The organism is Microbacterium sp. SWDP-B6 (assembly GCF_059803615.1).
On the sequence record NZ_JAPFGV010000001.1, the window covers coordinates 505,195 to 527,003 of the forward strand.

Genomic DNA, 21,809 nt, shown 5'->3' on the forward strand with positions numbered 1-21,809 from the left:
CGATCCGATCACCCCGATCCTCCCGGATCCTCACCCCGCATCCCTCCGGAGCACCTTCATGCGTCTCGTCTTCGCCGGCACACCATCGGCAGCCGTTCCCACCCTCCTCCGCCTCGCGGACGAACACGACATCGCGGCTGTGGTCACGCGTCCTGATGCGCCACTGGGGCGCAAGAGGGTGCTGACACCGTCACCCGTCGCTCAGGCAGCCGCCGACCTCGGTCTGCCGATCATCAAGGCTGCGCGGCTCGGTGACGAGGCGACAGAGGCGATCGCTGCCCTGCAGGTCGAGCTCGGCGTGATCGTCGCGTATGGCGGCCTCGTGCGAGAGCCGCTGCTCTCCACCCCGGCGAAGGGGTGGATCAACCTCCACTTCTCGCTTCTGCCCCAGTGGCGAGGTGCTGCTCCCGTGCAGCGCGCGCTGATCGCCGGCGACGCCCAGCTCGGAGCAAGCGTCTTCCAGCTCGTGCCGGCACTCGACGCGGGAGACGTCTTCGCGACCCGCGTCGTCGATGTGGCAGCAGGGGCGACGGCCGACGCGGCGCTCGCGACCCTTGCCGTCGACGGGGCGCAGCTGACGGCCGAGGTCGTGCAGGCCATCGCCGACGGCACTGCGCGCGCCGTGCCGCAGCACGGGGAGCCGACACTGGCGCCGAAGCTGACGCTCGACGACGGCCTGCTCGATTGGAGCCAGCCCCTCGCTCAGGTGTTCGCGCGCTTCCGCGGAGTCACTCCCGAACCCGGGGCGCACACCACCGTCGACGGGCTCCGACTGAAGATCCTCGAGGCGGCGCCATCGAGCGACGTCGTCACCCTGGAACCGGGAGAGATCATCGCCACGAAGTCGGCCCTCCTCATCGGAACGGGCTCGACGCCCCTCTCGGTCGCTCGTGTGCAGCCGGCGGGCAAGGGAGCCATGAACGCGGTCGACTGGTGGCGGGGCCAACGCGACACCGACGGTCTGAGAGCCGGAGCATGAGCGGCCAGGGAGACGCGAGGCGTCGCGACGGCCGTCCGGGCGGTCCGCAGAACCGGCCGCAGGGGCGATCGCACGGGCAGCGTGGCAGTCAGCAGGCCGGTGGTCAGCCACGGGGCCGTCGTGGCGACGAGCCTCGCGGGCCGCAGCGCACGGTGCAGCCCGCGCGTCGGGTGGCGTACGACGTGTTGCGAGCGGTCTCCGAGTCGGATGCCTACGCCAACCTCATCCTGCCTTCAGCCATCGCCGAGGCGGGCCTCGGCCCGCAGGATGCGGCCCTGGCCACTGAACTCGCATACGGGACGCTCCGTCGACGTGGCACCTACGACGCGATCATCGCCTCCGCCGCCGATCGTCCGGCGGAGAAGATCGACCCGGCTGTGCTCGATGCGCTGCGTCTGGCCACGCACCAGCTGCTCGCCACACGGGTCGCCTCGCACGCGGCCGTCAACGAATCCGTGAATCTGGTCGCCTCGACGCAGGGGCGAGGCGCTTCGAGCTTCGCGAACGCCGTGCTGCGCCGGATCGCCCGAGAGACACCGGGGGAGTGGGAGGACCGCATCGAGAGCTCGGCACGGTCCGATGACGAGCGTCTCGCACTGCGCTCCGCGCATCCCGTGTGGGTCATCAGGGCATTGCGACGTGCGCTGGCGGCCGAGGGCCGGGCAGACGAGCTCGATGATCTCCTCGACGCCGACAACGCCTCGCCGGAGGTGACGCTCGTCGCGCTCCCCGGTCTCGCAGACCCGGGTGAGCCACGGCGTCCGTACGCGCCGACCGCCTTCGGCTCGCCCGGGGGAGACCCGCATCGCGTGATCGCCGCGACAGGCGGCACCGTCCGCGTGCAGGACGAGGGTTCGCAGCTCGTCGCGCTCGCACTGGCGGCCGCCGCGCCCATCACGTCGGGCGAGCGGTGGCTCGACCTGTGCGCCGGCCCGGGCGGCAAGACCGCGCTGCTCGCAGCTATCGCCCGCGAGCACGACGTCACGCTCGAGGCGAACGAGGTCATCCCGACACGCGCACGTCTCGTGCGCAACGCCCTGCGTGCGGTGCCTGGCGAGGTCGTGGTGCACGAGGAGGACGGGCGCTCGTTCGGTGCGTCCCATCCCGGTGCATTCGATCGCATCCTCGTCGACGCGCCGTGCACGGGCCTCGGCGCGCTCAGACGGCGGCCGGAAGCGCGCTGGCGCAAGACCCCCGCCGACGTCGCAGAGCTCGTGCCGCTGCAGGTCGAGCTCCTCAGCTCCGCGCTCGACGCACTCGCGCCGGGTGGGATCGTCGCGTACGTCACCTGCTCGCCGCATCTCGCCGAGACGACGGGCGTCGTCCAGGAGGTCCTCCGCGGCCGCACAGACATCACCGAGCTCGATGCGCGTGGCGTGCTCCAGGGCGTCTCCGCGTCACCGATCGACCTCGCCGGCGACGGCTCCGGTCGCGTGCAGCTGTGGCCGCACCGCCACGGCACCGATGCCATGTTCCTCGCGCTGCTCCAGCGCACCGCCACCGAGCAGGGCGACGCGAACTCCGAAGAGAGAGACTAGAGACGTGGAACTCCCCAGCGCACCGCGCATCAACCCCAGCATTCTCGCTGCCGACTTCGTGAACATGCAGCGCGATCTCGCCAAGATCGCGACCGCTGATTTCGCTCACGTCGATGTGATGGACAACCACTTCGTGCCGAACCTCACGTTCGGGCCGCAGATGGTCGAACGGATCCAGGCGACCAGCCCCATACCGCTCGACGTGCACCTGATGATCACCGAGCCCGAGCGCTGGGCACCCGCCTATGCAGAGCTGGGCGCCGCCAGCGTCACGTTCCACCTCGAAGCGGCGGCGGATCCGATCTCGCTCGCTCGCACCCTGCGCAGCATCGGGGCGAGGGCCGGCGTCGCGATCAAGCCGGACACCCCCGCTGAGGGGCTCTACAGCGTGCTCGAGGAGTTCGACCAGATCCTCGTGATGACGGTCGAACCCGGGTTCGGCGGGCAGGGGTTCATGCACGAGACCATGCCCAAGCTGCGCGCTCTCGCCGACGAGGCCAAGCGTCGCGGATCGAACGTCTGGTTGCAGGTCGACGGCGGCATCTCGGACGCGACCATCGAGGCGGCAGCCGCTGCGGGCGCCGACACGTTCGTCGCCGGGTCGGCGGTCTACGGCGCCGACGACGTCGAGACGGCCGTCACCCGGCTCAGAGACCGCGCCAGAGCCGCTAGCCTGGAATCGTGAAGACTTTCGACGAGCTGTTCGCCGAGCTCAGCGTCAAGGCCGAGACCCGTCCAGAGGGATCGGGGACGGTCGCGGAGCTCGACGGCGGCGTGCACACGATCGGCAAGAAGATCGTCGAGGAGGCCGCCGAAGTCTGGATGGCCTCCGAGTACGAATCCGACGAGGCCGCTGCGGAGGAGATCTCGCAGCTGCTCTACCACGTCCAGGTGATGATGATCGCGAAGGGCCTGAGCCTGCAGGACGTCTACCGACATCTGTGAAGCGCTCCGCCCCACTCGCTTCGATCTGAAGGCTTCCCATGCTGCGCATTGCTGTTCCCAACAAGGGCTCTCTCTCCGAGACGGCCGCCGACATGCTCGCGGAGGCCGGCTACGCCGGTCGTCGTGACCCCAAGACGCTTCACGTCGTCGATGCCGACAACGACGTCGAGTTCTTCTATCTCCGCCCGAAGGACATCGCGACCTACGTCGGGTCCGGCGCCATCGACGTCGGCATCACAGGACGCGATCTGCTCCTCGACGCCCGCATGCCGGGCGCGCGCGAGATCGAGGCGCTCGGCTTCGCCGGGTCGACGTTCCGCTTCGCCGCGCCATCGGGGCGCTACACCGACGTCTCAGAGCTCGACGGGCTGCGCGTCGCGACGTCGTACCCCGGCCTCGTCGACGCGTTCCTCGACGAGCGGGGCATCGCCGTCGACCTCGTGCCGCTCGACGGCGCGGTGGAGTCCGCCGTGCGCCTCGGCGTCGCCGACGCCGTCGCCGATGTCGTCGAGACGGGAACGACGCTGCGTCAGGCGGGGCTCGACGTCTTCGGCCCTGTGATCCTGCAGTCCGAGGCCGTGCTGATCGCCGGCCCGCATGATGCCGAGGGGTCCGAGACGCTTCTTCGCCGCCTGCGCGGAGTCATGGTCGCTCGGCGGTTCGTGATGATCGATTACGACCTGCCGCTGGCTCTGCTCGACGACGCCGTCAAGATCGCGGGTGGCATCGAGTCGCCCACGGTCTCACCGCTCCGCGATCCGGAGTGGGTCGCCGTCCGCGTCATGGTGGCGCGTGCGCGGGTCAACCCCGTGATGGACGCGCTGTATGCGCTCGGCGCTCGCGCGATCCTCGTCACGGCGATCCACAACGCGAGGCTCTGATGGCGCTCGCGAGTCGCGTCATCCCGTGCCTCGACGTCGCCGCGGGTCGCGTCGTCAAAGGCGTCAACTTCGAGAACCTGCGCGACATGGGCGACCCCGTCGAGCTCGCGCGCCACTACGCGGCGCAGGGCGCAGACGAGATCACCTTCCTCGACGTCACGGCGACCGTCGATGCTCGCGCGACGACGTACGACGTGGTGCAGCGCACGGCTGAGCAGGTGTTCGTGCCGCTGACGGTCGGCGGGGGAGTGCGCAGCGTCGACGACGTGGCGCGGCTCCTCTCGGTCGGCGCCGACAAGGTCGGGGTCAACTCGGCGGCCATCGCTCGCCCTGAGCTGATCGGCGAGATCGCGGACCGCTTCGGCGCACAGGTGCTGGTGCTGTCGCTCGACGTCAAGCGGGCACCCGGCACTCCCTCCGGTTTCGTCGTCACCACCCATGGCGGACGCACCCAGACGACCCTCGATGCGCTCGACTGGGCGCGTGAGGCGGCGGAGCGCGGGGCAGGCGAGTTGCTGGTCAACTCGATCGACGCCGACGGCACGCGAGACGGCTTCGACCTCGAACTGGTGAAGCTCATGCGTGAGGCCGCCTCAGTGCCGGTGATCGCCTCAGGTGGCGCGGGCAAGGCATCCGACTTCGCTCCCGCGATCAAGGCCGGAGCGGATGCGGTGCTGGCAGCCAGCGTGTTCCACACGGGCGCGCTCACGGTCGGCGACGTCAAGGACGCGCTGCGCGCGGAGGGAGTGCTCGTCCGATGAACGATATCGAGGAGCGCATCGCTCAGGTCGCCTTCAACGACGACGGCCTCGCGCCGGTGATCGTCCAGCAGTGGGACACGGCAGAGGTCCTCATGCTCGCGTGGGTCGATGCCGAGGCCCTGCGCCGCACGCTCACCACCGGTCGCGCGGTGTACTGGTCGCGCTCGCGTCAGGAGTACTGGCGCAAGGGAGACACCTCCGGACACATCCAGGTGGTGCACGAGGCGAGACTCGACTGCGACGGCGACGCAATCCTGCTGCGGGTCGACCAGACTGGCCCTGCCTGCCACACCGGCACCCGCACCTGCTTCGACACGACGGACCTGCACGCCGTCGAGGGGAGCTCGGCCGAGTGACTCTCGCGCGCAGAGGTCGCTCGATCGCCGTCTCCGGCTTCCTCCTTGCGGGAGCGGTCGGGATCATCTCGTCGACCCAGACGTGGCTCACCGTCGAGCGCGCGGATGCCGGGGCGGCCATCCTCGTGCCAGGCGCGTCCGCGCTGCCGCTGCTCGCTCCTCTGAGCCTCGCGGTCCTGGCGCTCGGCATCGCCCTTTCGATCGTCGGCCCGGTGATGCGACTCGTGTTCGGCGTTCTCTCCACCGCAGCAGCGCTGTTCCTCGGCTGGACGACCCTGCAGCTGCTCCTGACCGAGCCGCTGAGCGCTGTCGGTCCCACCGTCACCGAGACGACCGGGCTCGCAGGCAGCACGGCGATCGCCGACGTCGTCGCCGGTATCGAGCTCTCGGCGTGGCCCGTGATGACGCTCATCGGCTGGGTGATCCTGCTGGCGGCATCCCTCGTCGTGCTCCTCACGTGGCGGCGATGGAAGCGCGGCGGACGCCGCTACCGCACCGATGCCGCACATGTCGACTCGACCGCCGGGCCCGTGGACGCGATCGATTCGTGGGACGACCTCTCGCGCGGAACCGACCCGACACGATGACCCCGATAGACTTGATCCGAACCAGCACGTCGTCCCCCGGAGGAGACCATGACCAACCCGATCGCTGACCCCGGCCACGGACACTCGCCTGCCGCATGGACGGGCGTCATCATCATGCTCGCCGGCTTCACGATCGGCACGCTGGCGTTCTGCCTCGCCGAGTTCAGCCCCGTCTGGGTCGCGCTGATCTGGGTGGGCGCCGCGATCATCCCGATCGGTGCGCTGGTGGGCTGGCTGCTGTCGAGGGCCGGCTACGGCGTGAAGGGCCCCAAGTACTCGCCGAAGGCGCACTAATGGTGCTCGCCGACCTCACGGCCGGCGCAGTCGCAGACGCTGAACGTCGTGCTCTGACCCGGCCTCTGGCCGACGTCGAGCGCGACGCTCTAGCACGCCCCGCCGCCAAGGACGCGCTCGCGTTCCTCGCTCCCGCCGAGCGCGTGAAGATCATCGCCGAGGTGAAGCGCGCGAGTCCGTCGCGGGGTGCTCTCGCCGAGATCCCCGACCCGGCACTGCAGGCTTCCCTGTATGAGACGGGCGGTGCGTCTGCGATCAGCGTCCTGACCGAGGAGCGTCGATTCGGCGGCAGTCTCGCCGATCTCGAGGCCGTCACGGCCCGGGTGTCGCTGCCTGTGCTGCGCAAGGACTTCATCGCGAACCGCTACCAGGTGCTCGAAGCCCGAGCAGCCGGTGCCGACCTCGTGCTGCTCATCGTCGCCGGACTCGATCCGCACGTGCTCCGTGATCTGTTCGGCTTCATCACGGAGCTCGGCATGACTCCGCTCGTCGAGACCCACTCGGCCGACGAGCTCGAGGTCGCGATCGATCTCGGTGCGCCGCTGATCGGCGTCAACGCCCGCGATCTGACGACACTCGAGCTCGACCGCGACCTCTTCGGCCGTCTCGTCGACCGCATCCCGGACTCAGCCGTCAAGATCGCCGAGTCCGCGGTCCTCACACCTGCAGACGTCACGCACTACCGCTCCGCGGGTGCTGATGTCGTCCTGATCGGGGAGGCGCTCGTCACGGGCGACCCGGTCGCCACTCTCAAGAGCTTCCTGGAGGCGTGATGAGCCTGCGAGATCAGCATGGTCCCCTGTTCGGCGAGTACGGCGGGCGATACATGCCCGAGTCGCTGATCGCCGCGATCGACGAGCTCTCAGCGGCGTACGCCGATGCGATCGTCGACCCGGCGTTCCGCGCCGAGCTGGCGTCTCTGCTCAGCTCGTACGCCGGCCGCCCGTCTCCGCTCACCGAGGTCGCGCGGTTCGCCGAGCACGCCGGTGGTGCGCGCGTCTTCCTCAAGCGCGAGGATCTCAACCACACCGGCTCGCACAAGATCAACAACGTGCTCGGTCAGGCGCTGCTGACGAAACGTCTCGGCAAGAAGCGCGTGATCGCCGAGACGGGCGCGGGTCAGCACGGCGTCGCCACGGCGACGGCTGCCGCCCTCTTCGGTCTCGAGTGCACGATCTACATGGGTGAGGTCGACACGGAGCGCCAGGCGCTGAACGTCGCTCGGATGCGACTGCTCGGCGCAGAGGTCGTCGCCGTCACCTCGGGTTCGCGCACCCTGAAGGATGCGATCAACGACGCCTACCGCGACTGGGTCGCGTCGGTCGAGACCACCAACTACATCTTCGGCACCGCTGCAGGCCCGCATCCTTTCCCCGCGATGGTCCGGGACTTCCAGAAGATCATCGGCGAGGAGGCTCGACAGCAGCTCCTCGACGAGGTCGGACGTCTGCCCGACGCGGTCATCGCCTGCGTCGGAGGCGGCTCGAACGCGATCGGCATGTTCGATGCCTTCCTCGACGACGAGGGCGTGAAGCTCTACGGCGTCGAGGCCGCCGGAGACGGCGTCGACACTCCGCGGCATGCCGCATCGATCGAGCGTGGGCGCCCCGGCATCCTGCACGGCGCCAAGACCTACGTGCTGCAGGACGAAGACGGTCAGACGGTCGAATCCCACTCGATCTCCGCCGGCCTCGACTACCCGGGCGTCGGTCCTGAGCACTCCTGGCTCGCCGACATCGGCCGCGCCGAGTACATCCCTGCGACCGACGACGAGGCCATGCAGGCACTGCGCCTGCTGAGCCGCACCGAGGGCATCATCCCGGCGATCGAGTCGGCTCACGCCCTCGCGGGGGCTCTGCGCCTGGGCCGTGAGCTGGGACCTGACGCCGTGCTCGCCATCTGCCTCTCCGGCCGCGGCGACAAGGACATGGACACGGCTGCTCGGTACTTCGACCTCTACGACGCCGAGGCGCTCGCGCACGACGTCGAGGACGAGAGCGACGCCGAGGCAGCCGCGTCGAAGGGGGAGCCGGAACTGTGAGCCGCGTGGAACAGGCGATAGCCGCAGCCCATGAGGCCGGCCGCAGCGCGTTCGTCGGATACCTCCCGGTCGGGTTCCCCGACCTCGAGACCAGCATCCAGGCGGCCATCGCACTCGCTGAGAACGGCGTCGACATCATCGAGCTGGGCCCGCCCTACAGCGACCCGGTGATGGACGGCGCGGTGATCCAGGAGGCGACCACCGCGGCGCTCGCGAACGGGTTCAAGATGAAGGACCTCTTCACCGCTGTGCGCGCGATCACCGCAGCCACAGACGTGCCTGTGCTGGTCATGACGTACTGGAACCCGGTGTTCCAGTACGGCGTCGATCGATACGCCGACGACCTGCTCGCAGCCGGCGGCGCCGGACTCATCACCCCCGACATCACCCCGGAGGTCGCGGGGGAGTGGATAGCAGCGAGTGAGCGCACCGGTCTCGACCGTGTCTTCCTCGCAGCTCCCACCTCGTCGGACGAACGCCTCGAGCTGGTCGTGAAGTCATCGACCGGCTTCGTCTACACCGTCTCGACCATGGGGATCACCGGTGAGCGCACCGAGCTCGACCGGGCTGCGCGCACCCTGGTCGGCCGCCTGCGCGAGCACGGCGATGTCCGCGCCTGCGTCGGCATCGGCATCTCGACCGCCGAGCAGATCGCCGGGGTCTCCGAATACGCGGACGGCGCGATCGTCGGCACCGCGCTGGTCCGCGCTCTCCGCGACGGCGGCATCCCCGCGCTCGCAGAGGTCACCCGAAACCTGGCAGTCGGCACGTCGTCGGCACGCCCCACACACGAGAACTAGAATCGCACTCATGTCCCTCGCGCTTCACAGCACCTTCGGCGGCGTGCTCGCCAGCATCCCGAGCCCCCCGGTCTCCTACATCGACCTCGGGCCGCTACGGATCCACTTCTACGCGCTCTGCATCATCGCCGGCATCATCGCCGCGGTGCTGCTGACCAACCACCGCCTCACGAGGCGCGGGGCAGAGCCGTGGGTCGTGATCGACATCTCGATCCTCGCCGTTCCGCTGGCGATCATCGGCGCGCGCATCTTCCACGTGCTCACGCACCCGAACTTCTACTTCGGCGAGGGCAGGAACACCTGGAACCCGTTCGAGTCCGGCTCCGTCTGGGCTATCTGGGAGGGTGGCATCGCCATCTTCGGCGCCCTCATCGGTGGAGCCGTCGGTGCATACCTCGGCTGCCGCTGGACCGGCATCCGCTTCTGGACCTTCGCCGACGCGCTGGCGCCCGGACTCCTGCTCGCGCAGGCCATGGGCCGCTTCGGCAACTGGTTCAACAAGGAGCTCTACGGACTCCCCACCGACCTGCCGTGGGGTCTCGAGATCCCCGCCGACAACTCCGCATTCCCCCCGGGGCTTCCCGAGGGCACGCTCTTCCACCCGACCTTCCTCTACGAGGTGCTGTGGAACGGTCTCGGCGTCATCGTTCTGCTGTGGCTGAGCCGCAAGGCGACCGCGTTCCAGTGGGGCAGGCTCTTCGCGATCTACCTCATCTGGTACAGCGCCGGCCGTGTGGTCTGGGAGTCGATCCGCATCGATCCGAGCGAGATCTTCCTCGGCCTGCGCAGCAACGTCTGGGCTGCGATCTTCGGCATCGTCGTCGGCCTTGCGATCCTCATCGTGCAGTCGCGCCGTCACCCCGGACTCGAGCCGTCGCCGTACCAGCCCGGTCGCGGCCGGACCGACCTGGACGCTGATGTAGAATCGCAGAACAATCCCTCCGACTTCGTGGACCTGAGTGAGCCTCCGTCCGAAGAAGTCGCCGCAGGAGCCAGCGCCACAAGCACCGCTCCCACGGACACGGAAGGCGCTCGATAGCCGACCGGTCCGTGCGGACCCCATCACATCCACCCGGCCAATGACGCCCCCGGGTCAGCTGCAGATCTGAGGACGGTACTGGTGTATTTTCAGCCTCCCTACGGCGCTTCCGGCGCTTACCCCCCGAAGCAGGGCATGTACAACCCGGCGTTCGAGAAGGACGCCTGCGGTCTCGCCATGGTCGCGACACTTCGTGGCGAAGCCGGCCACGACATCATCGCGTTGGCGCTCGAGGCGCTGCGCAACCTCGAGCACCGCGGCGCCATCGGCTCGGATGCCGGCACGGGTGACGGCGCAGGCATCCTGACCCAGATGCCGGACGCGTTCCTGCGCGCGGTCACAGATTTCGAACTGCCCCCGGTCGGCGAGTACGCCGCGGGTCTGGCATTCCTCCCGCGCGATTCCAGCGAGCGCCGTCAGCAGAAGGCCGGTATCGAGAAGATCGCCCGCGCCGAGGGCCTGCGCGTCCTCGGCTGGCGCGAGGTGCCGACGGTCAACGACAACCTCGGCAAGCTCGCCGACGAAGCCCGCCCCGCCTTCGAGCAGCTCTTCGTGAGCGCCGGGGGAGCGACCCACTCCGACGCGCCGCTCACCGGGATCGCGCTCGACCGCGTCGCCTACCGCCTGCGCAAGCGCGCCGGCCACGAGCTGGGGGCGTACTTCGTCTCGCTGTCCGCGCGCACGCTCGGCTACAAGGGAATGGTCACGACGCTCCAGCTCGAGCCCTTCTACCCCGACCTGCAGGACGAGCGCTTCATGTCGGAGCTCGCCGTCGTGCACTCGCGCTACTCGACCAACACGTTCCCGTCCTGGCCGCTGGCTCAACCGCTGCGCATGCTCGCGCACAACGGTGAGATCAACACGGTCGGCGGAAACCGCAACTGGATGCGTGCGCGTCAGTCGCAGCTCGAGTCCGAGCTGCTCGGGGACATGGCACCTCTGCTGCCTATCTGCACCGACGGCGCAAGCGACTCCGCATCGTTCGACGAAGTGCTCGAGCTGCTCACGCTCACGGGTCGCAGCCTGCCGCACGCCATCATGATGATGGTGCCGGAGGCCTACGAGAAGCAGTCGGACATCTCGCCAGAGCTGCGCTCGTTCTACGAGTACCACTCGAACCAGATGGAGCCGTGGGACGGCCCGGCCGCCCTCATCTTCACCGACGGCACCGTGGTCGGAGCGACCCTCGACCGCAACGGTCTGCGCCCAGGGCGCTGGACCGAGACGACCGACGGCCTGATCGTCATCGGTTCGGAGACCGGCGTGCTCACCTTCGAGCCCGAGCGGATCAAGCGTCGAGGACGCCTGCAGCCGGGCAAGATGTTCCTCGTCGACACCTCGCAGCAGCGCATCATCGAGGACGAGGAGATCAAGCGCGATCTCGCGACCCTGCACCCGTGGCAGGAATGGCTGGATGCCGGATCCGTCCGTCTCGCCGACCTTCCCGAGCGTGAGCACATCGTGCACCCGCCGGCGTCCATCACCCGGCGTCAGCGCACCTTCGGCTACACCGAAGAAGAGGTGCGTCTGCTGCTGACCCCGATGGGTCAGACCGGCGTCGAGCCCCTCGGTGCCATGGGATCGGACACTCCGATCGCGGTGCTCAGCAAGCGCCCGCGTCTGCTCTTCGACTACTTCACGCAGCAGTTCGCGCAGGTCACCAACCCGCCGCTCGACTCGATCCGCGAAGAGGTCGTCACGAGCCTCAAGCTGGGTCTCGGCCCCGAGAGCAACCTGCTCACGTGGGGCCCGGACCACACGCGCACCGTGTCGCTTGACTTCCCCGTCATCGACAACGACGAGCTCGCGAAGATCCGCCACATCGACAAGGCGCTTCCGGATCGCTCGAGCGTGACGATCAAGGGTCTCTACCACTTCGACGCCGGGTCGAACACGCTCGAGAAGCGTCTCACCGAGATGTGCGACGAGGTCGACGAGGCCATCGAACAGGGTGCCGAGTTCGTCATCCTGTCGGACCGCGACTCGAACAAGGATCTGACCCCGATCCCGTCGCTGCTCATGGTCTCGGCGATCCATCACCACCTGATCCGCCGCGAGAACCGCATGAAGGTCGGACTGATCGTCGAAGCCGGCGATGTGCGCGAGGTGCACCACGTCGCGACCCTGATCGGATACGGCGCCTCGGCGGTCAACCCGTATCTCGCGATGGAGACGGTCGAGCATCTCGTGCGCACCGGATACATCACGGGCATCAGCCCCGAGAAGGCCGTCCGCAATCTGATCTACGCGCTCGGCAAGGGCGTCCTGAAGATCATGTCGAAGATGGGCATCTCGACCGTGTCGTCGTACGCCGGGGCCCAGGTCTTCGAGGCCGTCGGCCTGAGCGAGGAGTTCATCGACAAGTACTTCACGCGCACCGAGTCGAAGCTCGGCGGAATCGGCATCCAAGAGATCTTCATCGAGAACCAGGCTCGCCACGACTACGCCTATCCCGAGGACGAAGCCGCTCGTGCGCACGAGCGACTGTGGACCGGTGGTGAATACCAGTGGCGCCGCGACGGCTCACCGCATCTCTTCAACCCCGAGACGGTGTTCAAGCTGCAGCACGCGACGCGCGAGCGCCGCTACGACATCTTCCGCGAGTACACGAAGATGGTCGACGACCAGGCGGCGGAGCTCAAGACGCTCCGCGGGATGTTCACGCTGCGCACCGGCACCCGCAAGCCCGTGCCGCTCGATGAGGTCGAACCGGTCTCCGCGATCGTGAAGCGCTTCTCGACGGGCGCCATGAGCTACGGCTCGATCTCGAAAGAGGCGCACGAGACTCTCGCGATCGCGATGAACCGACTCGGCGGCAAGTCGAACACCGGCGAGGGCGGCGAGGACACCGACCGGCTGCTCGACCCCGAACGCCGCAGTGCGATCAAGCAGGTCGCGTCAGGACGCTTCGGAGTCACGAGCCTGTACCTCACCGAAGCCGACGACATCCAGATCAAGCTCGCCCAGGGCGCCAAGCCCGGCGAGGGCGGTCAGCTGCCTCCGCAGAAGGTCTACCCCTGGGTCGCGCGCACACGCGGCGGCACGCCCGGCGTCGGCCTCATCTCGCCGCCGCCGCATCACGACATCTACTCGATCGAAGATCTGAAGCAGCTCATCTTCGACCTGAAGCGGGCCAACCCCGAGGCGCGGATCCACACGAAGCTGGTCAGCCAGTCGGGTATCGGCGCAGTGTCCGCGGGTGTCGCGAAGGCGCTCAGCGACGTCATCCTGGTGTCCGGCCATGACGGCGGCACGGGCGCGAGCCCGATGAACTCCCTCAAGCACGCGGGAACGCCCTGGGAACTCGGCCTCGCCGAGACGCAGCAGACGCTCATGCTGAACGGCATGCGCGACCGCGTGGTGGTGCAGGTCGACGGCCAGCTGAAGACCGGACGCGATGTCATCATCGGCGCCCTGCTCGGCGCCGAGGAGTTCGGTTTCGCCACCGCCCCGCTGGTCGTGAGCGGGTGCATCATGATGCGGGTCTGCCACCTCGACACCTGCCCGGTGGGCGTCGCGACGCAGAACCCGGTGCTGCGCGAGCGCTTCACGGGCAAGCCGGAGTTCGTGGTGAACTTCATGGAGTTCATCGCCGAGGAGGTCCGCGAGATCCTGGCGGAGCTCGGGTTCCGCTCGATCGACGAGATCGTGGGGCGTGCAGAGCTCATCGAGGCGAACGCGGCCCTGCAGCACTGGAAGGCGGAGGGTCTCGACCTGAGCCCTGTGCTCGAGGGCCCCGCGTTCCCCGCGAGCGAGCCGCGTCGCAGCCGCCGCACCCAGGATCACGAGCTCGAGAAGCACTTCGACGTGCAGCTCATCGACATCGCGAAGCCCGCCCTCCTCAACGGAGAGCCGGTCGTGGTCGAGCTGCCCATCGCCAACACCGAGCGGGCCGTCGGCACGATGCTGGGTCACCAGGTCACGTCGCGCCACGGCGCCGCGGGCCTTCCCAGCGGCACCATCGACGTCACGCTGCACGGAACGGCGGGTCAGTCGCTGGGAGCGTTCCTTCCCTCCGGCATCGTGCTGCGCCTCGAAGGCGACGCGAACGACTACGTCGGCAAGGGGCTCTCGGGCGGCGACATCTCGATCCGTCCGGCTCGGGGCTCTGCCATCGCGCCGCACGAGAACGTGATCGCCGGCAACGTCATCGGATACGGAGCCACGTCGGGAACCATGTTCCTCTCCGGCGTCGTGGGCGAGCGATTCCTCGTCCGCAACTCCGGTGCCACGGCGGTCGTCGAGGGCGTGGGCGACCACGCGCTCGAGTACATGACCGGTGGAGTCGCTGTGATCCTCGGCTCGACGGGTCGCAACCTCGGCGCCGGCATGTCCGGGGGAGTCGCTTACATCCACTCGCTCGACAGCGCCAAGATCAACGCCCAGTCGCTCGGCAGCGGAGAGCTCAGGCTCGAGCCGCTCGACCGTGCCGACCTCGAAGTGCTGCGCAGCCTGATCGTCGCACACGTGGAGCGCACGGCCTCGCCGCTCGGCTCCGACATCCTGGCGCGGTTCGATGAGACCGCAGGCCAGTTCACGAAGGTGCTTCCGCGGGACTACGCCGCAGTGCGCAGCATGCGCGAAGAAGCAGTCGCCGAGGGCATCGACCCCGACGGCGACATCGTCTGGAACCGCATCCTGGAGGTGACCGGTGGCTGATCCCAAAGGTTTTCTGAAGGTCACTGAGCGTGAGCTTCCGAAGCGTCGTCCTGTGCCCGTGCGCATCATGGACTGGAAAGAGGTCTACGAGGCAGGCGATCAGGCGGTCCTGAAGCGTCAGGCCGGGCGATGCATGGACTGCGGTGTGCCGTTCTGCCATCAGGGCTGCCCGCTGGGCAACCTGATCCCCGAATGGAACGACCTGACCTGGCGCGGAGAAGGGCGGGCGGCGATCGACCGTCTGCACGCGACCAACAACTTCCCGGAATTCACCGGTCGGCTGTGCCCTGCGCCGTGCGAGAGCTCCTGCGTCCTGGGCATCAACCAGCCCGCGGTCACGATCAAGCAGATCGAGGTCTCGATCATCGACGAGGCGTTCGCCAAGGGCTGGGTCGAGCCGCAGCCTCCCGCTCGTCTGACCGGCAAGACGGTCGCCGTCGTGGGCTCCGGCCCCGCGGGGCTCGCGGCAGCACAGCAGCTGACCCGTGCAGGTCACACGGTCGCTGTCTTCGAGCGAGACGATCGCATCGGGGGTCTGCTGCGCTACGGCATTCCCGACTTCAAGATGGAGAAGGGGCAGCTCGAGTCCCGCCTGCGCCAGATGCAGGAGGAGGGGACGAGGTTCCGTGCCGGAGTCGAGATCGGCAAGGACATCTCGTGGTCCGATCTCCGCGCCCGCTACGACGCCGTCGTGATCGCCACCGGATCGACGGTTCCGCGCGACCTGTCGATCCCGGGACGTGACCTCGACGGAGTGCACTTCGCGATGGAGTACCTGGTCGAGTCCAACCATGCGGTCGCCGGAGACAAGGTCCCCGAGCAGATCAGCGCCGAAGGCAAGCACGTCATCGTGATCGGCGGCGGCGACACCGGTGCGGACTGCATCGGAACCGCACACCGTCAGGGTGCGATCAGCGTCACCAACCTCGCGATCGGCAAGCAGCCCGGCACCGAGCGTCCGGGACACCAGCCATGGCCGATGATGCCGACGCTCTTCGAGGTCTCCTCGGCTCATGAAGAAGGCGGTGAGCGCGTCTTCCTCGCCTCGACGGTCGAGTTCCTCTCCAACGACGTCGGCGAGGTTCGTGCTCTGCGCGTCGCGGAGACCGAGTACATCGACGGCCGCCGCGTGCCCAAGAGCGGCACCGAGCGCGAGATCCCCGCAGACCTCGTGCTGATCGCCATGGGCTTCACCGGTCCTGAGCAGGACGGCTACACCGAGGACACGCTTCCCCAGGTCACCGACCGCGGTGCCTTCCGTCGTGATGACACCTACGAGTCGACCGTGCCCGGTGTCTTCGTCGCCGGCGACGCCGGGCGTGGGCAGTCCCTCATCGTGTGGGCGATCGCGGAGGGCCGTGCAGCCGCGGCCAACGTCGATCGCTTCCTCATGGGCACGACCGTTCTGCCCGAGCCTGTGCGACCGCATGAAGTCGCTATCGGTCTCCAGCCCGCGTAGGCTGAGCCGCGGCACCGTCGCCTGATTTCCATCCCCCACTACCCTGGAGCAATCTGTTGAGACGCGCGAAAATCGTCGCCACCCTGGGCCCCGCCACCTCCACCTATGAAACCGTGCGTGCACTGATCGACGCCGGCGTGGACGTCGCGCGCCTGAACCTCAGCCACGGTGACTACTCCGTGCACGAGAACAACTACGCCAACGTGCGCAAGGCGGCCGACGACGCGGGCCGCGCCGTCGCCATCCTCGTCGACCTGCAGGGACCGAAGATCCGCCTCGGCAAGTTCGAGAACGGCCCCTACGAGCTCGCCGCCGGCGACATCTTCAAGATCACGACCGAGGACATCATCGGCAACAAGGAGATCTCCGGCACGACGTTCAAGGGCCTGCCCAACGACGTCAAGCCGGGAGACTTCCTGCTCATCGACGACGGCAAGGTCCGCGTCGAGGTCGTCGAGACCGACGGCGTCACCGTCACGACCCGCGTGATCGTCGCCGGTGCCGTGTCGAACAACAAGGGCATCAACCTGCCCGGTGTCGCAGTCAACGTCCCCGCTCTGAGCGAGAAGGACGAGGAGGACCTCCGCTGGGGCCTTCGCATCGGCGCCGACCTCATCGCCCTGTCGTTCGTCCGCAACGCGGAGGACATCAGCCGCGTGCACGAGATCATGGCCGAAGAGGGCGTCAAGGTCCCCGTGATCGCCAAGGTCGAGAAGCCTCAGGCCGTCGATGCGCTCGAAGAGATCGTCGACGCGTTCGACGCGATCATGGTCGCCCGTGGTGACCTCGGCGTCGAGCTTCCGCTCGAGGCCGTGCCGATCGTGCAGAAGCGCGCCGTCGAACTGGCGCGCCGCATGGCGAAGCCGGTCATCGTCGCGACGCAGATGCTCGAGTCGATGATCAACAGCCCGGTGCCCACGCGCGCCGAGACCTCGGACGTCGCGAACGCCGTGCTCGACGGTGCAGACGCCGTGATGCTCTCGGGCGAGACCAGCGTGGGCGACTACCCCGTGGTCGTCGTCGAGACGATGGCTCGCATCATCGAGTCCACCGAGGAGCACGGTCTGGAGCGCATCGCTCCGCTCACGACCAAGCCGCGCACCCAGGGAGGTGCGATCACCCTCGCCGCTCTCGAGGTCGCAGAGTTCGTCGACGCGAAGTACCTCTGCGTGTTCACGCAGTCGGGTGACTCGGCTCGCCGCCTCTCGCGTCTGCGCTCGCGCATCCCGATGATCGCGTTCACCCCCGAGCCGAGCATCCGTCGGCGCATGGCCCTCACCTGGGGCATCCGCTCGAAGCTCGTCGACATGGTGCAGCACACCGACCTGATGTATCTGCAGGTCGACGACTATCTGCTCTCGAGCGGACTCGCCGTCGAGGGAGACAAGGTCGTCGTGATCTCGGGTTCCCCTCCCGGAATCGTGGGCTCGACCAACGACATCCGCGTCCACAAGGTCGGGGACGCCGTCAACGGGGCAGCGCCGATCTACAAGGAAGCCACGATCTGATCCAGGTCGCACAGCGAAGGGGCGGAACGATTGTTCCGCCCCTTCGTCGTCCGTTCGGCGGTGTTCCAGGGCGGCCATGTCAAGCGTCTGGTGCGGGAGAGCGCGTCGCACCTACGGTGAGCGGATGACCCTTCTCTCTCGGCGCATCGTCGTGGCGGGCCACGCCTTCCGTCTGCACGAAAGCACCGAGACGCACGCGCCAGGCGTCGTCACATATGTGCTGGTCCACGGCATCGGCATGTCCCATCGGTATTTCGCTCCTCTGCACGCGGCCCTGCCGAGATGTGCACGGGTGATCTCGATCGACCTCCCCGGTTTCGCCGGGCTGCCGCAGCCCGAGCGCGATCTCGAGGTCGAGGACATGGGGCGCCTGCTGGCAGAGCTCGTCGCGGTGTTGGGGCTCGGACGCGTCGTCTACGTCGGGCATTCGATGGGAGCCCAGTGGGTGCTCGAAGCTGCGCGTGCGCGTCCGGAGCCTGTCGAGGGAGTCGTGTTGATCGGCGCGGTCGTCGATGAGCGGCACCGCACGCTCGCAGCGCAGGCGCGTGCTCTGGTCGTCGACACGCTGGGGGAGACCCCGGCAGCGAACGCCGTCGTCCTGGTCGACTACCTGCGCTGCGGCATCCGCCGGTATCTGAAGCAGGCACGGCGGATGATCGAGTACTCGACGGCGTCGACGGTTCCGGCATTGCAGATGCCGGTGCTGGTCATCCGCGGAGGCGACGACCCGGTCGCGGGGTCGGAATGGAGCCACGCTCTCGGCGCCGCGGCGCATGACGGTGTGGTCGTCGAGATCCCCGGACAGCAGCACAACGTGCACTTCTCGGCGCCGCAGGCAGTCGCCGAAGCGATCGAAGGATGGGCGCCATCCGCACGCTGAGACGAGCCGCCTGGTGGATCGCCGACTACACCTATGCCGTGTACTGGCAGGTGCGCGCTGCCGTCGACCGACGCGACGCCGCTTCCTTCGCGAGCGGCTCCGAGGCTCCGATCGTGATCCTTCCGGGCGTGTACGAGACGTGGCGGTTCATGCAGCCCCTCATCACAGCTCTGCACGCCCGGGGGCACCCCGTGCATGTCCTCGATTCGCTCAGGCACAACCGCCGCCCCGTCATCGAATCGGCCCAGCTCATGACCGACTTCCTCGAGTCGGCGCAACTCACCGATGCGCTCATCGTCGCGCACAGCAAGGGCGGACTCGCCGGCAAGATGGCGATGGCTGGTCCCTCGGGCTTCCGCGTGCGCGCCATGGTGGCGGTGGCCACGCCCTTCGGCGGCTCCCGTTATGCGCGGATGCTCCCCGGCCGCTCTCTCCGCGCGTTCTCACCCTCGGACCCCTCGATCATGCAGCTCGCGCGCCAGGTGGACGTCAACCGACGGATCGTGTCGATCTACGCGGCTTTCGACCCGCACATCCCCGAGGGAAGCGAGCTCAGCGGCGCGATGAAGAACGTGCGTCTCGATTCCGGCGGGCACTTCCGGGTTCTCGCGGACCCCCGGGTTCTCGCAGAGGTCGCTGCGCTGTCCGAGCGGTGAACGACGTGTCACCCCTCGGGTCTCACCTACCCGTCGTCCACGGCTCCGCGGCTTCTCAGCCGCGGACTAGTACTCTGGTCAGGCGCAGGCCGCCCGCACGGCGGCAGGCCCGCACCCGCACACATGGATGACCTGACCATCGACCCCGCCGTGGCCGAGCGACCCGACCGCTCCCGCCCGCTGGTCGGAGCGCCATCCGCACCTCAGCGGTATCCCGCCGGCGCGCTCCCGGAGCCCGACGACACGCCCCTCCTCTCGAGGAAGCCGGGAAGCATCGGCGTCAGGTTCCGCCTCAAAGGTCGCTTCCGCACCCACGAGGCCGTCGCGTGCGTCCCCGCCTATCTTGCGCAGAGTCATGCATGCGACACCGTCCTCGACTCCGACGGACACCGGGTGCACGACGGGCAGGCATATGAACCGGTGCTGGTCGGCGGACTTCACGTCGATGCAACCGATGAGAACCTCGACGCGATCATCCGGTCCGTGGTTCCGCGAGACGTCGTCACCGCCGACCACCCTGCGGTCGCTGAGCGGATGATCCTCGAGGCGATGAGCCCCGCCCTCGATCGATATCTGTTGATCGACGGTCAGGTATGGATCAGCATCTGAACTGATGTGCCGGCGGTGGGACTCGAACCCACACGCCCTCTCGGACAAAGCATTTTGAGTGCTCCGCGTCTGCCATTCCGCCACGCCGGCTCGTGTGTAGCGTCTTCGACTTTAGCGCAGGCGATCCGTGCTCACCGTCACCCGCCACACCATCGGGGGACCTCAGAGGTGGTCTCCACTAGGATGGGTCTGTGACCGAGCAAGAACAGGCAGCAGAACAGCCCACGTCATCCGCACCCAGACGCGTCGTCGTCGCCGAGGACGAGTCGCTGATCCGTCTCGACATCGTCGAGATCCTCCGCGACAACGGCTTCGATGTCGTCGGTGAGGCAGGTGACGGCGAGACGGCCGTGGCACTCGCGACCGAGCTCCGCCCCGACCTCGTCATCATGGATGTCAAGATGCCGCAGCTCGATGGCATCAGCGCAGCCGAGAAGCTGCACAAGGGCAACATCGCACCCGTCGTCCTTCTCACGGCGTTCAGCCAGAAGGAGCTCGTCGAGCGCGCGAGCGAGGCCGGAGCACTGGCCTACGTCGTCAAGCCCTTCACCCCGAACGACCTGTTGCCCGCCATCGAGATCGCCCTTGCGCGTCACGAGCAGATCATCACGCTCGAGGCCGAGGTCGCCGATATGGTCGAGCGCTTCGAGACCCGCAAGCTCGTCGATCGGGCCAAGGGCCTGCTGAACGAGAAGATGGGCCTGTCCGAGCCCGAGGCGTTCCGCTGGATCCAGAAGGCATCGATGGACCGCCGCCTCACGATGCAGGATGTCGCCAAGGCGATCATCGAGCAGCTCGCTCCGAAGAAGTAGCCTTTGCTCCCGCTCGACGCGGAGCATCTGCTGCGTCCTGTGCAGGTCGGCGACGGTCCTGCACTCGCCAGGGCGTATTCGGCCAACCGAGAGCACCTCGCACCGTGGGAGCCACTCAGGTCACCGGAGTTCTTCACCTCGGAGTGGCAGGAGTTCCACGCCGAGCAGTGCGTGATCGAAGCCTCTGCAGGCCGGAACATCCGCTTCGTGATCGAGTCGTCCGACGGCGAGATCCGCGGACGGATCAACCTCAACAACATCGTGCGCGGCGCGTTCTGGAACGCCGATCTGGGTTACTGGGTCGATCACACGCGGCTCCGTCGCGGTCTCGCCTCCCGCGGGGTGCGCCTCGTCGCGGCCTACGCGCGCGACGAGGTGCGACTGCATCGCCTGCAGGCAGCGACACTGCTGCACAACTCCGGTTCTCAGCGTGTTCTCGCGGACAACGGCTTCGAGCGCATCGGCATCGCACCGCAGTATCTGCGGATCGCGGGGGAGTGGCAGGACCACCTGCTGTTCCAGCTGCTGCTGGACGAACCTCTCAGCGAGCCTCGGGAGCGTCCTTGATCATGTTGGTGATGCGGATCGTCGAGCATCGGCGGCCCTGATCGTCGGAGACGACGATCTCGTGCACCGTGATGCTGCGCCCGAGGTGCACGGGCGTGCACACGCCGGTCACCACGCCGGACGTCGCCGATCGCGTGTGCGTCGCGTTGATGTCGACCCCGACGGCCAGTCGCCCTGGACCCGCGTGCAGGTTGGCGGCCATGGATCCCAGCGACTCGCCGAGCACGACATAGGCGCCGCCGTGCATGAGGCCGACGGGCTGAGTGTTGCCTTCGACGGGCAGCGTCGCGACGCAGCGCTCGGTGGTGAACTCGAGGAACTCCATGCCCATCTTCTGAGCGAGCGCACCCATTCCCCGGGCTGTCGCCCAGTCGAGTCCTGCACTGGTCGCGGTGTCGCTCATGGTTCCTCCTCAGCGGGTGTCTGTCGTCCTCGTTA

The 21,809-nt window shown here is 68.1% G+C and carries 22 protein-coding genes and 1 tRNA gene; 21 read left to right on the forward strand and 2 right to left on the reverse strand.

All coding sequences use genetic code 11. The annotated features are described in order from the left end of the window. The first annotated feature begins 58 nt into the window (after positions 1–58). From fmt to OPU70_RS02625, 19 genes are all read left to right on the forward strand, one after another. The gene (gene fmt / locus OPU70_RS02535; protein WP_056376898.1) at positions 59–979 is read left to right on the forward strand and encodes a methionyl-tRNA formyltransferase; all 921 of its coding nucleotides are present in this window, start codon (positions 59–61) and stop codon (positions 977–979) included. After that, the gene (locus OPU70_RS02540; protein WP_498557085.1) at positions 976–2,517 is read left to right on the forward strand and encodes an RsmB/NOP family class I SAM-dependent RNA methyltransferase; all 1,542 of its coding nucleotides are present in this window, start codon (positions 976–978) and stop codon (positions 2,515–2,517) included. Before fmt ends, OPU70_RS02540 begins: the two co-directional genes overlap by 4 nt. A gap of 4 nt (positions 2,518–2,521) precedes the next feature. Beyond that, positions 2,522–3,202, forward strand: coding sequence for a ribulose-phosphate 3-epimerase (gene rpe, locus OPU70_RS02545; protein WP_498557086.1), 681 nt, complete (start codon positions 2,522–2,524; stop codon positions 3,200–3,202). Next, positions 3,199–3,462 carry a phosphoribosyl-ATP diphosphatase gene (locus OPU70_RS02550; RefSeq protein ID WP_042536637.1) on the forward strand — a complete coding sequence of 88 codons (264 nt, stop codon included), beginning with the start codon at positions 3,199–3,201 and terminating at the stop codon, positions 3,460–3,462. The genes rpe and OPU70_RS02550 overlap by 4 nt, the downstream gene beginning before the upstream one ends. 38 nt (positions 3,463–3,500) lie before the next feature. After that, positions 3,501–4,343 carry an ATP phosphoribosyltransferase gene (gene hisG / locus OPU70_RS02555; protein WP_042536638.1) on the forward strand — a complete coding sequence of 281 codons (843 nt, stop codon included), beginning with the start codon at positions 3,501–3,503 and terminating at the stop codon, positions 4,341–4,343. After that, the gene (hisF, locus tag OPU70_RS02560) at positions 4,343–5,104 is read left to right on the forward strand and encodes an imidazole glycerol phosphate synthase subunit HisF (protein WP_056376891.1); all 762 of its coding nucleotides are present in this window, start codon (positions 4,343–4,345) and stop codon (positions 5,102–5,104) included. Before hisG ends, hisF begins: the two co-directional genes overlap by 1 nt. After that, entirely contained in the window at positions 5,101–5,460 is a 360-nt protein-coding gene (hisI, locus tag OPU70_RS02565) for a phosphoribosyl-AMP cyclohydrolase (protein WP_042536640.1), read from the forward strand. Before hisF ends, hisI begins: the two co-directional genes overlap by 4 nt. Continuing rightward, complete coding sequence (locus tag OPU70_RS02570; RefSeq protein WP_498557087.1) at positions 5,457–6,047, forward strand: Trp biosynthesis-associated membrane protein; 591 nt, start codon at positions 5,457–5,459, stop codon at positions 6,045–6,047. The genes hisI and OPU70_RS02570 overlap by 4 nt, the downstream gene beginning before the upstream one ends. A gap of 48 nt (positions 6,048–6,095) precedes the next feature. Continuing rightward, positions 6,096–6,341 carry an HGxxPAAW family protein gene (locus tag OPU70_RS02575; RefSeq protein WP_042536642.1) on the forward strand — a complete coding sequence of 82 codons (246 nt, stop codon included), beginning with the start codon at positions 6,096–6,098 and terminating at the stop codon, positions 6,339–6,341. A 2-nt stretch (positions 6,342–6,343) separates the two neighbouring features. Beyond that, the gene (gene trpC / locus OPU70_RS02580) at positions 6,344–7,114 is read left to right on the forward strand and encodes an indole-3-glycerol phosphate synthase TrpC (protein ID WP_042536776.1); all 771 of its coding nucleotides are present in this window, start codon (positions 6,344–6,346) and stop codon (positions 7,112–7,114) included. Further along, positions 7,114–8,382, forward strand: a complete 1,269-nt coding sequence (trpB, locus tag OPU70_RS02585; RefSeq protein WP_042536643.1) for a tryptophan synthase subunit beta — start codon at positions 7,114–7,116, stop codon at positions 8,380–8,382. Before trpC ends, trpB begins: the two co-directional genes overlap by 1 nt. Beyond that, complete coding sequence (gene trpA / locus OPU70_RS02590; RefSeq protein ID WP_498557088.1) at positions 8,379–9,182, forward strand: tryptophan synthase subunit alpha; 804 nt, start codon at positions 8,379–8,381, stop codon at positions 9,180–9,182. The genes trpB and trpA overlap by 4 nt, the downstream gene beginning before the upstream one ends. A gap of 10 nt (positions 9,183–9,192) precedes the next feature. Then, positions 9,193–10,221 (forward strand): prolipoprotein diacylglyceryl transferase, encoded by a 1,029-nt coding sequence (gene lgt / locus OPU70_RS02595; protein ID WP_498557089.1) that lies wholly within the window; start codon positions 9,193–9,195, stop codon positions 10,219–10,221. Positions 10,222–10,356: 135 nt separating this feature from the next. Next, positions 10,357–14,880 (forward strand): glutamate synthase large subunit, encoded by a 4,524-nt coding sequence (gltB, locus tag OPU70_RS02600; protein WP_153302177.1) that lies wholly within the window; start codon positions 10,357–10,359, stop codon positions 14,878–14,880. Continuing rightward, positions 14,873–16,339 carry a glutamate synthase subunit beta gene (locus tag OPU70_RS02605; protein ID WP_079112801.1) on the forward strand — a complete coding sequence of 489 codons (1,467 nt, stop codon included), beginning with the start codon at positions 14,873–14,875 and terminating at the stop codon, positions 16,337–16,339. Before gltB ends, OPU70_RS02605 begins: the two co-directional genes overlap by 8 nt. Before the next feature lie 56 nt (positions 16,340–16,395). Further along, entirely contained in the window at positions 16,396–17,847 is a 1,452-nt protein-coding gene (gene pyk / locus OPU70_RS02610) for a pyruvate kinase (RefSeq protein ID WP_042536648.1), read from the forward strand. A 124-nt stretch (positions 17,848–17,971) separates the two neighbouring features. After that, positions 17,972–18,727 (forward strand): alpha/beta fold hydrolase, encoded by a 756-nt coding sequence (locus OPU70_RS02615; RefSeq protein ID WP_498557090.1) that lies wholly within the window; start codon positions 17,972–17,974, stop codon positions 18,725–18,727. Beyond that, a complete protein-coding gene (locus OPU70_RS02620; RefSeq protein ID WP_498557091.1) occupies positions 18,706–19,383 on the forward strand; it encodes an esterase/lipase family protein in 678 nt (225 codons plus the stop codon). The genes OPU70_RS02615 and OPU70_RS02620 overlap by 22 nt, the downstream gene beginning before the upstream one ends. Before the next feature lie 123 nt (positions 19,384–19,506). Next, entirely contained in the window at positions 19,507–19,992 is a 486-nt protein-coding gene (locus OPU70_RS02625) for a hypothetical protein (RefSeq protein ID WP_498557092.1), read from the forward strand. Positions 19,993–19,999: 7 nt separating this feature from the next. On the opposite strand, the gene OPU70_RS02630 is transcribed toward OPU70_RS02625, so the two are convergent. Next, positions 20,000–20,082: transfer RNA gene (locus OPU70_RS02630), tRNA-Leu, on the reverse strand. Positions 20,083–20,183: 101 nt separating this feature from the next. On the opposite strand from OPU70_RS02630, the gene OPU70_RS02635 reads away from it, so the two are divergent. After that, positions 20,184–20,804 carry an ANTAR domain-containing response regulator gene (locus OPU70_RS02635; RefSeq protein ID WP_042536652.1) on the forward strand — a complete coding sequence of 207 codons (621 nt, stop codon included), beginning with the start codon at positions 20,184–20,186 and terminating at the stop codon, positions 20,802–20,804. Positions 20,805–20,807: 3 nt separating this feature from the next. After that, complete coding sequence (locus tag OPU70_RS02640) at positions 20,808–21,371, forward strand: GNAT family N-acetyltransferase (protein ID WP_367820219.1); 564 nt, start codon at positions 20,808–20,810, stop codon at positions 21,369–21,371. Here OPU70_RS02640 and OPU70_RS02645 read toward each other — a convergent pair. Beyond that, entirely contained in the window at positions 21,346–21,774 is a 429-nt protein-coding gene (locus tag OPU70_RS02645; RefSeq protein WP_079112796.1) for a hotdog fold thioesterase, read from the reverse strand. The two genes, OPU70_RS02640 and OPU70_RS02645, sit on opposite strands and share 26 nt — an antisense overlap. Between the last annotated feature and the right edge of the window lie 35 nt (positions 21,775–21,809).

Excerpts from the sequence above, each read along its gene's own strand:
- gltB (WP_153302177.1), top strand. The coding sequence starts at position 10,357 with ATGTACAACCCGGCGTTCGAGAAGGACGCCTGCGGTCTCGCCATGGTC.
- OPU70_RS02575 (WP_042536642.1), top strand. The coding sequence starts at position 6,096 with ATGACCAACCCGATCGCTGACCCCGGCCACGGACACTCGCCTGCCGCA.
- OPU70_RS02620 (WP_498557091.1), top strand. The coding sequence starts at position 18,706 with ATGGGCGCCATCCGCACGCTGAGACGAGCCGCCTGGTGGATCGCCGAC.
- lgt (WP_498557089.1), top strand. The coding sequence starts at position 9,193 with ATGTCCCTCGCGCTTCACAGCACCTTCGGCGGCGTGCTCGCCAGCATC.
- OPU70_RS02615 (WP_498557090.1), top strand. The coding sequence starts at position 17,972 with ATGACCCTTCTCTCTCGGCGCATCGTCGTGGCGGGCCACGCCTTCCGT.
- OPU70_RS02540 (WP_498557085.1), top strand. The coding sequence starts at position 976 with ATGAGCGGCCAGGGAGACGCGAGGCGTCGCGACGGCCGTCCGGGCGGT.
- OPU70_RS02625 (WP_498557092.1), top strand. The coding sequence starts at position 19,507 with ATGGATGACCTGACCATCGACCCCGCCGTGGCCGAGCGACCCGACCGC.
- hisG (WP_042536638.1), top strand. The coding sequence starts at position 3,501 with ATGCTGCGCATTGCTGTTCCCAACAAGGGCTCTCTCTCCGAGACGGCC.
- fmt (WP_056376898.1), top strand. The coding sequence starts at position 59 with ATGCGTCTCGTCTTCGCCGGCACACCATCGGCAGCCGTTCCCACCCTC.
- hisF (WP_056376891.1), top strand. The coding sequence starts at position 4,343 with ATGGCGCTCGCGAGTCGCGTCATCCCGTGCCTCGACGTCGCCGCGGGT.
- trpB (WP_042536643.1), top strand. The coding sequence starts at position 7,114 with ATGAGCCTGCGAGATCAGCATGGTCCCCTGTTCGGCGAGTACGGCGGG.
- hisI (WP_042536640.1), top strand. The coding sequence starts at position 5,101 with ATGAACGATATCGAGGAGCGCATCGCTCAGGTCGCCTTCAACGACGAC.
- OPU70_RS02645 (WP_079112796.1), bottom strand. The coding sequence starts at position 21,774 with ATGAGCGACACCGCGACCAGTGCAGGACTCGACTGGGCGACAGCCCGG.